Source organism: Thermoanaerobaculia bacterium, from assembly GCA_035260525.1.
In the GTDB taxonomy this organism is placed as follows: domain Bacteria; phylum Acidobacteriota; class Thermoanaerobaculia; order UBA5066; family DATFVB01; genus DATFVB01.
Genome location: DATFVB010000090.1, coordinates 1 through 10,349, shown reverse-complemented (window position 1 = coordinate 10,349; position 10,349 = coordinate 1). Strand labels below are relative to the sequence as shown.

Annotated in this window: 6 protein-coding genes; 4 read left to right on the top strand and 2 right to left on the bottom strand. The window is 71.6% G+C overall.

All coding sequences use genetic code 11. The features are described 5' to 3' along the window. Positions 1 to 316, top strand: a 316-nt coding sequence (locus tag VKH46_04240) for a hypothetical protein (protein ID HKB70028.1), incomplete at its 5' end; no start/stop codon positions are given. A gap of 176 nt (positions 317 to 492) precedes the next feature. Here the strand turns inward: VKH46_04240 and VKH46_04235 are convergent. Continuing rightward, entirely contained in the window at positions 493 to 792 is a 300-nt protein-coding gene (locus tag VKH46_04235; protein ID HKB70027.1) for a plasmid stabilization protein, read from the bottom strand. Positions 793 to 1,285: 493 nt separating this feature from the next. Here VKH46_04235 and VKH46_04230 point away from each other — a divergent pair, with 493 nt between their 5' ends. The 3 genes from VKH46_04230 to VKH46_04220 all read left to right on the top strand — a co-directional run bounded on the left by VKH46_04230 (position 1,286) and on the right by VKH46_04220 (position 7,515). Next, positions 1,286 to 2,263: a hypothetical protein gene (locus VKH46_04230; GenBank protein ID HKB70026.1), complete on the top strand. Its 978-nt coding sequence runs from the start codon at positions 1,286 to 1,288 to the stop codon at positions 2,261 to 2,263. A gap of 7 nt (positions 2,264 to 2,270) precedes the next feature. Beyond that, positions 2,271 to 3,857 (top strand): DNA polymerase Y family protein, encoded by a 1,587-nt coding sequence (locus VKH46_04225; protein HKB70025.1) that lies wholly within the window; start codon positions 2,271 to 2,273, stop codon positions 3,855 to 3,857. Between the two features lie 181 nt (positions 3,858 to 4,038). After that, positions 4,039 to 7,515 (top strand): error-prone DNA polymerase, encoded by a 3,477-nt coding sequence (locus VKH46_04220; GenBank protein ID HKB70024.1) that lies wholly within the window; start codon positions 4,039 to 4,041, stop codon positions 7,513 to 7,515. A 254-nt stretch (positions 7,516 to 7,769) separates the two neighbouring features. Here VKH46_04220 and VKH46_04215 read toward each other — a convergent pair. Beyond that, on the bottom strand, positions 7,770 to 10,349 hold a 2,580-nt coding region (locus tag VKH46_04215), incomplete at its 5' end, for an ABC transporter permease (GenBank protein ID HKB70023.1).

Here is a 10,349-nt window from a genome sequence, read left to right as displayed (position 1 = left end):
CAACATCTGGGTTCCGAACGCGGGAAGCCCCCCTTCGCTGACGGTCGTGCGGGCCTCCGATGGAACGGTTTTGAAGACGTTCTCGGCGGCCAACGGCAACCAGAACGGCCTCACGGCTCCGCTTCAGGCCGCCTTCGACGGACAGGAGATTCTCGTGACGAACGGCGACGGCGGCGTATCGCTCTTCAAGGCCACCGATCTCAGCATCATCGGGAGCCGGCCGACGCCGGGCGTCACGATCCCCGACGGAGCGTGCAGCGATGGCGTCAATTTCTGGGTGGCGTTCAACGGCTCCGGCAAGATCGGGAGGTTCTGAGCTCTTCGATCGCCCGGGGAACGCGGCCGTCGCCCGCGCGCAGGGAATGCGTCCTGGGCGAGATCCTTCTCGGGACGCATGGGAATGCGCGCTGCGCGAGATCCTTCTCTCGCTTGCCGTGGCGAGCTCGCTCAGGATAGAGCCTTGCGCGCGCACGGGAATGCGCGCTCCAGGCTCTACTTTTTCTTCGAAGAGGACTTCTTTTTCGAGGACGACGACTTCTTGTGCGACGAGCTCTTGCTCTTGTGGCTCGCCTTGCCGCCCTTCTTCCCGCCCTTGCGCGAGCTCGCGTGGCTCGTCTTCTTTCCGCGTCCGGAGCCGCTCTTCTTTCCGCCGCCGCTTTCCTTGTTGACGGTCGCCCAGGCGCGACGCTTCGCTTCCTTCGCGCCGGTCCCGCGCTTCTCGTAGCCTTCCTCGATGTGCTCGGCTTTCCTCTTCTGCTTGCTGGTGTAGCTGGACTTGTCTCCTCGTGCCATAAATCTCCCTTCGATTCAGAGAAATGCAACGGATGTGCCGTCCGCCTTCGCCAAGGCTTCGGCGCGACTTACGGCTGAGCGAGCAAGAGAATCCTGCCGCGGCGCACAGCACCGCTTCCTCCAGACACCCCGGAGCGATCCTGCCGGATACCCTCACCGGCTCGCGTTCGCGAGCATTCTCATCCCCCGGGGAGAGGGATTTCGGCGGCGCGGCTACGCGCGTTTCCCCATCGGTCTGCCGCGGGGTAGCGAATCGAAGCCGCGATCCGCCGAGCGGGGGTGGCGCGGCGCCGTCTGCGGCGAGCCGGCCGCCGCGCACCGTTTCTGTGGCACTTTCTGCAGCGTGCGCCGGGCGGGCGACGCAGGCGGCGCCGTGACAGGACCCGCTCTTGCCGGCATCGCTTCCTTCGTCCCGGCTATCTGCTGCTGCGGGAGCGACGCCTTGACTTACGCCTTTTTACCGCCTTATAGTGGGGACTTCTTTGGAGTCGCTATGGTTGCCCCGCTCGCCCTTTCCGCCCGCATCACCGCTCTTCGCGAGTCGCTCCCGCCGGAAACGGCGGCGTCCGTCGTCTCGGCGGCCGACCTGCGCCGCGACCGCGAGGCGCCTCCGCTTTCGACCGGGATCGAGGGGCTCGACCGCCTCCTCGCGGGAGGGCTCGCGCGCGGGAAGTTGGTCGAGGTCGTGGGACGGCGGTCGAGCGGCCGGTTCTCTCTCGCGCTTTCCTCGCTCGCGTCCGCGACCGCCGGAGGAGAAAACGCGGCGCTCATCGATCTCGGCGACGGGCTCGACCCGCAGGCCGCCGCCGCGGCCGACGTCGATCTGCGCCGCGTGCTCTGGGTGCGCCCGCGCCGCGTTCGCGACGCGGTGTACGCCGCGGAAGCGGTGATCGCCGCCGGGTTCCCGCTCGTCGTCGCCGATCTCGGAACGCCTCCGGTGGGTCCCCGCGTCCCGGATGCCGCCTGGGTGCGGCTCTCCCGGAGCGCGCGCGCTCACGGAGCGGCGCTCCTCGTGGCGAGCCCGTATCCGGTCGCGGGCGCGGCGGCCGACGCAGTGATCCTCCTCTCCCGCGACCGCGCCGTCTGGTGCGGAAAAGGCGCTTCTCCCCGCCTCCTCGTGGAGGTCGCGGCGCGATGGACGGTCGAGAAGAAGCGCGGCGAAAAGCCCGGACGCGCCGCGGACGCGCGCTTTGCGGCCGCGGATGCGATCTCCGACTCCGGAGAAAGGACGACCAAAGCTCCCTCACCCGGCGCCCTCCGTTTCTCCGAAGCGTCGGGACGCCGGCCTCTCCCGCGGGGAGAGGCGCTATCACCCGGCGGCCTTCCCTCCTCCGGAGCCTCCGCGCCCGCGCTCCGACGCGACGAGTCGGCGGGTCGACCTCTCCCGCCGGAACTCGCCGCGCCGAAGCCTTCGGCGAAGGCGGGAGAGGCGGGCGGCATGGGGCTTCTCGTGGGCGACCGCTCCTGGTGAAAAGAGCATGCCCTCCCGGATCGCGTGCGTTCTCGTCCCCCTTTTCCCCCTCGCGGCGCGGCTGCGGAGCGAGCCGGACCTCGCCGGCGAGGCCGTCGCGATCCTCGCGGGCAACGGCCATGCCGCGCGCGTCGTCGCCGCGTCGAAACCGGCGCGGCGCGCCGGCGTCCGCCCCGGCCTCACGCTCCGCGAGGCCCGCGCTCTCCTTCCGCGGCTGATCGCGCGCGCCTCCGACCGCGAATGCGAGCGGTCGGCGCAGGAAGCGCTGCTCGAGGCGGCGGAGACGGTCTCCCCGCGGCTCGAAGACGGCGGAGCGGGCTCGGCATACCTCGACGTCGACGGCCTCGAGCTCTATTTCGGGTTCTCCGAGAAGGCGCTCGCGCGGTCGCTTTCGGCCGCCGTCGAAGGAGCCGGCCTTCCCGCGCGGGTCGGCGTCGCCGCGAGCAAGCTCGCGGCGCGCGTCGCGGCGGAGTCGCCCGAATCGCCGGTCGTCGTCGCCTCCGGCGAGGAGGCGGCGTTCCTCGCGCCGCTCTTGCTCGCGCGGCTGGCGCTTCCCGGGGAGATCGCCGAAACGCTCGAGCGATGGGGGCTCGCGCGGGTCGGGGATTTCGCCCGGCTCGCGGAAGGGGAGGTCGTCGCGCGTTTCGGGGAGGGGGGACGGCGTCTGCATCAGACCGCCCGCGGCATCGACCCGAGCCCTCTCGTCCCGCGCCCGATCCCTCCCGTCTTCTCCGAAGGGATGGACCTCGAATGGCCGTTCGTCGCCGTCGAGCCCTTTCTCTTCGTGGCGCGCACGGCGCTCGAGAGGCTGACGGGGCGCCTGGCGGCCCACGCGCTCGCGTGCGCGCGCCTCGAGGCGGCGTTGATGCTCGATCCGGAGGGAGTCGACGGCCGCGCGATCGACCTCCCCGCGCCGACGCGCGACGTGAAGACCCTCCTGACGCTCGTCCGCCTCGACCTCGAAGCGCGGCCGCCGGGGGCTCCCGTGCGCGGCTTCCGGTTCGTCGCCCATCCCGATCGTCCGCGGCAGGCGCAGCTGTCGCTCTTCGGGCCCGCGGCGCTCTCGCCGGAGCAGCTCGCGACGTGCATCGCGCGCCTCGTCGCGCGGCTCGGCGAAGATCGCGTCGGACAACCGGACGTCGTCGACGGCCACCGCCCGGATCGCTTCGCGCTGGTTCGCTACGCGCCGCCTCCTCCTCCGGAAATGCCGCCCCCGCCGCGCGCCGGGCGCGGACTCCTCGGCGTGCGCGTGCTGCGGCCGCCGGTCCCCCTGGACGTGGACACGGAAGAAGGGAAACCGGCGCGGGTCGAGACGAAAGGCGATGTTTCCTCGGAAATTTCTTCCCCTCTCCCCCTGGAGAGGGGGGGCCGCGAGGCCGGGGTGAGGTTTCACCCGCACCGCGCCGAGAGCGCGAAGCGCATCGAGGGTTCGGTGCGGGTGGCGTCGGGGCCGTGGCGCGTGGAGGAGAAGTGGTGGTCGGAGGACGCGATCGACCGCGAGTACTGGGACGTCGAGCTCTCCGACGGGGGGCTGTACCGGATTTTTCGGAACGTGCGGAGAGACGCCTGGTATGCGGACGGAATTTATGACTGAGTCGGCCGATATCGGCTCGCGCCGGGAACGCTCGGCCGCGCGGCTCGCGCCTGAGGGTGGCGGTTCGCGATCCGAGCTCCGAGAGGTCGCGAACCCGCACCTGGCGCCGGGGGCGCCGGAATCGTCGAGCCCTTCGAGGGCGAGCGATGGAGGCCAGATCGCGGAAAGTCTCGGCGCCGGGGTGAACGCGCAGCGCTCGCATGGAGCGCAAGCGCCCGGCGCCGAGGAGGTCCGCGATCTGAGAGGCCGCCAGCGGTCGAGCGCCGCCAGCGCGAGCCGTGCGGCCGACGGCCCCCCCACGCGCGACCTCGGCACCCGCGCGGTCGTCACGGTCTTTTCCGACGGCGCGCGCAAGGAGAAGCTGCGACAGCGCTCGTGGAAGCCCCCGGCGTCGCGGGTTTCGCCGCGGCCGTACGTCGAGCTCCATGCCGCCTCGGCGTTTTCCTTCCTCGACGGAGCGACGCTCCCGGAAGACCTCGTCGACCGCGCAGCGGCGCTGGGTCTGCCGGCGATCGCGCTCCTCGACACGAACGGCGTCTACGGCGCGCCGCGGTTCCACAAGGCGGCGAAACAGGCGGGGATGAAGGCGCTCGTCGGCGCGGAGGTCGCGCTTGCGCATTCGCCTCTCCTCGCGGGCCTTCGCCGCGCCGGAGTGGCTTCGGCCACGCAGGCGGGAGAGGCCGGACCGCCGCAGGCGGGCCGGGTGAGGGAGTTCCAGGCGGACCAGGGCTCCCTCACCCCGACCCTCTCCCGCCGGGAGAGGGGGGCGCCGCGCGTGGCGCTCCTCGTCGAAAACCGCGCCGGCTACCGCAATCTCTGCAAGCTCCTCACGGCGGCCGCCGAGGGCCGGCCGAAAGGAGAAGCGCGCGCTTCCTGGGATCTCGTCGCCGCGCACGCGGAAGGTCTCCGCTGCCTGACGGGCGGGCCCGAGGGGCCGGTCGGGCGCGCGCTCGCGAGCGGAGGAATCGAGGATGCGGGCAAGGCGCTCCGCCGCCTCGCGGAGATCTTTCCCGGCCGCGTCCACGTCGAGCTGCAGCGGCACGGCGACCGCGCGGAGGAGCACCGCAACCAGGCGCTCGTCGCGCTCGCGGAGAAGCTCGGACTCCCGCTCGTCGCGACCAACGGCGTCCGCTACGCGCGCCCGGAGGAGAAGGACCTCCTCGACGTGCTGGCGTGCGTCCGCGAGGGAAAAACGGTCGACACGGCCGGAAGGCTGCTCGCCGCCTCGCGCGAGAGACATCTGAAGGACGCCGCGGCGATGTCGCGGCTCTTCGCCGACCGGCCGGACGCCGTCTCCGCGTCGGCCGAGCTCGCCGCGTCGCTCGACTTCACGCTCGCGGATCTCGGCTACCGCTTCCCGCGCTATCCCGTGCCGGCGGGAGAGACGCCGAGCTCGTACCTGCGCCGCGTCACGTGGGACGGGGCGCGCGCGCGGTTCCGGCCGCTGACGGCGCGGGCGCAGGCGCAGCTTTCCAAGGAGCTCGCGATGATCGAGAAGCTCGATCTCGCCGGCTACTTCCTGATCGTCCGGGACATCGTGCAGTTCTGCCGCCGCGAGAAGATCCTCGTCCAGGGCCGCGGCTCGGCCGCCAACAGCGCCGTCTGCTATGCGCTGTCGATCACGGCGGTCGATCCCGTCAAGATGGAGCTCCTCTTCGAGCGCTTCCTTTCCGAGGAGCGCGGCGAATGGCCCGACATCGACCTCGACCTTCCTTCGGGCGACGAACGGGAGCGGGTGATCCAGCACGTCTACCGGACCTACGGCGCGCATGGGGCCGCCATGACCGCCAACGTGATCACCTACCGCGACCGCTCCGCGGCCCGCGAAGTGGGGAAGGCCCTGGGGTTCTCCGCCGAGGAGCAGGAGCGCCTGTCCGCGCAGCTCGCCGGATGGAGCTTCGGCGAGATCCAGGAGCCGCTTCGCGAGCTTCCGGCCGAGCTCGCCGCGGCGGGTCTCGATCCCTCGGAGACGCGTTCCCGGCATTTCCTCCGGCTCTGGCGCGGGATCCAGAACCTGCCGCGCCACCTCGGGCAGCATTCGGGAGGCATGGTCGTCGCCGACGGCCGCCTCGACGAGGTGGTGCCGCTCGAGCCCTCGTCGATGCCCGGACGCGTCGTCGTCCAGTGGGACAAGGACGACTGCGCCGACCTCGGCATCGTCAAGGTGGACCTCCTCGGCCTCGGGATGCTCGCGGCGCTGGAGGAGGCGATCCCGATGATCCGCGAGCACGAGGGGGTCGAGATCGACCTCGCGCACCTTCCTCCCGACGACCCGGCCGTTTACCGGATGCTGAACGAGGCGGACACGGTCGGCGTGTTCCAGCTCGAGAGCCGGGCGCAGATGGCGACGCTCCCGCGCCACGGGCCGCGCCGTTTCTACGACATCGTCGTGCAGGTCGCGATCATCCGGCCCGGCCCGATCGTCGGAGGGATGATCCGGCCGTTCTTCGACCGCCACCGCGGGATCGCCCCCGTCGAATACCCGCACCCGTGCCTCGAGCCGATCCTGAAGCGCACCCTCGGGGTGCCGCTCTTCCAGGAGCAGCTCCTTCGGATCGCGATGGTCGCCGCCGGGTTCACCGGAGGCGAGGCCGAGGAGCTCCGCCGCGCGATGGGATTCAAGCGTTCCGTCGAGCGGATGTCGGCGATCGAGGACCGGCTGCGGAAGGGAATGGAGGAGCGGGGGATCGACGCCGAGGCGCGGGACCGCATCGTGAAGGCGATCTCGTCGTTCGCGCTCTACGGCTTCCCCGAGTCCCACGCGGCGTCGTTCGCGCTGATCGCGTACGCGAGCGCCTTCCTGCGCGCCCACCATCCCGCGGCGTTCTACGCGTCGCTCCTGAACGCGTGGCCGATGGGGTTCTACCATCCGGCCACGCTCGTGAAGGACGCGCAGCGGCACGCGACGGAGGTCCTTCCGATCGACGTCGCGCGCTCGGCGTGGAAGTGCCGGTGGGAGAAGCGCGGCGTGCGGTTGGGGCTCCGGTTCGTCAAGGGGCTCCACGAGTCGACGGGACGCCGGATCGAGGCGGAGCAGGCGCGAGGGCCGTTTTCGTCGCTCGAGGACTTCGAGCGGCGCACCGGTCCGCGCGCGGGAGAGCTCGACCGGCTCGCCGACGCCGGCGCGCTGGCGAATTTCGGCTTCACGCGCCGGGAGGCCCAATGGCAGGCGGCGCGCGTCGCGCGTCCGGCGGGGCCGCTCTTCTCGGAGCTGCCCGGCGCCGGCGGCTCTCCGCTTCCCGAGATGCGGCCGGAGGAGGAGACGACGGCGGACTATCGCGCGACGGAGATGACGACCGGGCCGCACCTCGTTCGCCACATCCGTCCCCGTCTCGACGCGTTCTCGGTCTCGACGACGGCCGAGCTCCGAAAGCTTCCCGACGGCGGCCGCGTGCGCGCCGCGGGGGCGGTGATCGTCCGACAGCGGCCGGGAACGGCGAAGGGCTTCGTCTTCCTCACGCTCGAGGACGAGACGGGCATGGCCCAGGCGATCATCCGGCCGGATCTCTTCCGCGAGCAGCGGGCGCTCATCGTCGGCTCGCCCGGGCTCGTCGTCGAAGGGATTCTCCAGAAGTCGGATGGGACGTTGTCGGTGAGGGCGGAGAGGTTCTGGAGTCTTGGAGAATTCAGAGGAGTGCCGTCACACGATTTCCACTGACGAAGCCACGGGCGGCACGCGCCCGCCCGGCTCGATGCATCCGCCTTCTCCGAGGCTTCGGCGCGACAAGTCGCCGCGCCGGCCCACCCTCGATGCAAGCAGGGGCGGCACTCGGTTCAGAATCACCCGAAAGCGCGTCGAGGCGCGAGCCCGACGGGATGCGGGCTGCCGGCCGGCGCCAAAGGCGTACCGACGAGCGTACGTCGTGGCGACGGCCGGCGGCACGCGCCCGCCCGGCTCGATGCATCGCCGCGCTAGCTTCTCAAGGCCACCATGGGGTCCACCCGCACCGCCCGCCTCCCCGGCACGAGACATGCGATCGCGGCCGTCGCCAGCAGCGTCACCGATACGACGACGAACGTCGTCGGATCCGTGGGGGCGACCGAAAAAAGGAGCGCGGAGAGCACGCGGGAAAACGCGAAGGCGCCCGCGAGGCCGATCGCGAGGCCGATGAAGACCGGCCGCATCCCCTGACGGAGCACCATCGAGAGGACGTCGCGTTTCGAGGCGCCGAGCGCCATCCGGATTCCGATCTCCCTCGTGCGCTGCCCGACGGAGAACGCCGTCACGGCGCCGATTCCCGCGGCGGCGATCGCGAGCGCGAGGAGCGCGAACCCGATGAAGAGCGCCGTGGTCAGGCGCGGCGAATCGAGCGAGCTGCGCTTGAGGCGCTCGAGGGTATGGACGTCGGAGACGGGCGCGGTCCGGTCGATCTCGTGGACCGCGGCGACGAGCTCGCGGGAGAGACGTTCGGGATCGGAAGAGGCGCGCACCAGGACGCGCATCGTGTTCCCGCCCGCCTGGACGTACGGCAGGTAGGCTTCCTCGCCGGCCGGCTTGTCCAGGCCGAACTGCTTCACGTCCCCGATGACGCCGACGATCTGCCGCCATCGGACGGGTTTGCCCCCGAGGCTGATCCGGTGGCCGATCGCCGCGCCTTCGCTTCCGAAATAGCGGCGGGCGAATGCGGCGTTGACGACGGCGACGAGGCGCGCGTCGGGCGCGAACGGCATCTCGTCCTCCGTGAACGCGCGCCCGCGCAGCAGCGGGATGCCGACGACGCGGAAGAATTCCGGCCCGACGATCTGCGGATAGACCTGCGGCGGCGGCTGTCCGGCCGGCGTCGGGCGCCCTTCGATCTCCATGTCGGCGTTGAAGGGGGTTCCTCCGGAGAACGGGAACGCCGAGGCGGCCGCCGCGCCGCGCACGCCCGGGAAGCCGGAGATCTTCTCGAGGAGCCGGTCGTAGAACGCCCGGGACTGCTCCGGCTTCGTGTAGCGGGACCAGTCGAGCGAGACGCGCGCGGTCAGCACGTTTTCGGACGCGAACCCCGGGTCGACCCGGGAGAGCCGGACGAGGCTCTTGACGAGGAGTCCCGCCGCGACGAGGAGCACGAGAGAGATGGCGACCTGCGGAACGACGAGCAGCCCGTTCCCGCGCCGCCCCCCCGCCGCCGTGCGGCCTTCGTCCGACTCCTTGAGCGACCCGGCCAGATCGCGCATTCCGCGGAGCCCCGGGATCACGCCGAACGCGATCCCGGTCAGGAGCGAGATCCCGAGCGTGAACAGCAGGACCCTCCCGTCGATCGAGATCTCCGCGGCGCGCGGCGTGAAGCGTCCGGCGAACGCGACCAGGAAATGGCGGCTCAGGAAGGCGATGACGAGCCCGAGCGCGCCGCCGGCGAGCGCGATCATCGTGCTCTCCGTCGCGAGCTGCCGGAGGATCCGCGCCTTTCCCGCGCCGATCGCCGCGCGGACCGCGAGCTCGCGCTTGCGGCGCGAGAGGCGGGCGAGGGTCAGGTTCGCGACGTTCGCGCAAGCGATCAGGAGCACGAGTCCGGCCGTCGCGAGGAGAGCGACGAACGTGAGCCGCGCATGCCGGGTGAGGTCGTCCCGCAGCAGGCTCGCGTCGAAGGTCGAGCGCGCCCCGGCCGGGTAGGAATCGGGGTAGCGCGCCGCGAGGCGGGCCGCGATGACGGCGAGCTCGCGTCGCGCCCGTTCGTTCGTCGTGCCGGGGCGGCGGCGCGCGAAGACGGTGATCCCGCGCGCGCCGCGGTCGTCGTTCCACCCCTGCCCGGAGCGGAACGGGCACGCGGAGACCGGCATGTAGACGTCGTTGTCGTGCGGATACTGCGGGACGGGAGGCAGCACGCCGACGACGGTGTGGACCCGGTCGTTCATTTCGAACGCCTTTCCGACGATCGCCGGATCCCCGCCCAGCGCGTTCTGCCAGAAGTCGTGGGAGAGGACGAGGACCGGCGCGGCCCCGTGCCGGTCCTCGCCGGCCCGGAAGGTCCGGCCGAGAGCCGGCCGCACTCCGAGCAGGTCGAAGAACGATGCCGACACGACGCCGGTCCGCACGCGAATGGGATCGCCGTGCCCGAGCAAGGTGAACTCCATGGAGTGGTATTCGGCGATGGCGTCGAGCGTGCGGCTCTGCTCGGCGAGATCGCGGACCTCGGGCGGCGAGAACTGCGCGTCGTCGATCCCGGCGCCCGGGGCGGGCTGGTGGAGCAGGAGGAGCCGGTTCTCGTGCGCGAACGGAAGAGGTCGGAGGAGGATCGCGTCCACCGCCGAGAAGAACGCGGCGTTGACGCCGATGCCGAGCGCCAGCGTCGCGACGGCGACGGCGGCCGAGCCGGGGCTCCGCCGGATCATTCTGGCCCCGTAGCGAAGGTCCTGCGCGAGCGTTTCGAGGAGCGGGAGACCCCGGGAATCGCGGCACGCCTCGCGGGTCTGGATCCTCCCCCCGAACTCCGCGAGCGCGCGCCGGCGGGCCTCCCGGGGAGTCGCTCCGCCCTCGACGAGCTGCGCCGCGCGCATCTCTACGTGGAA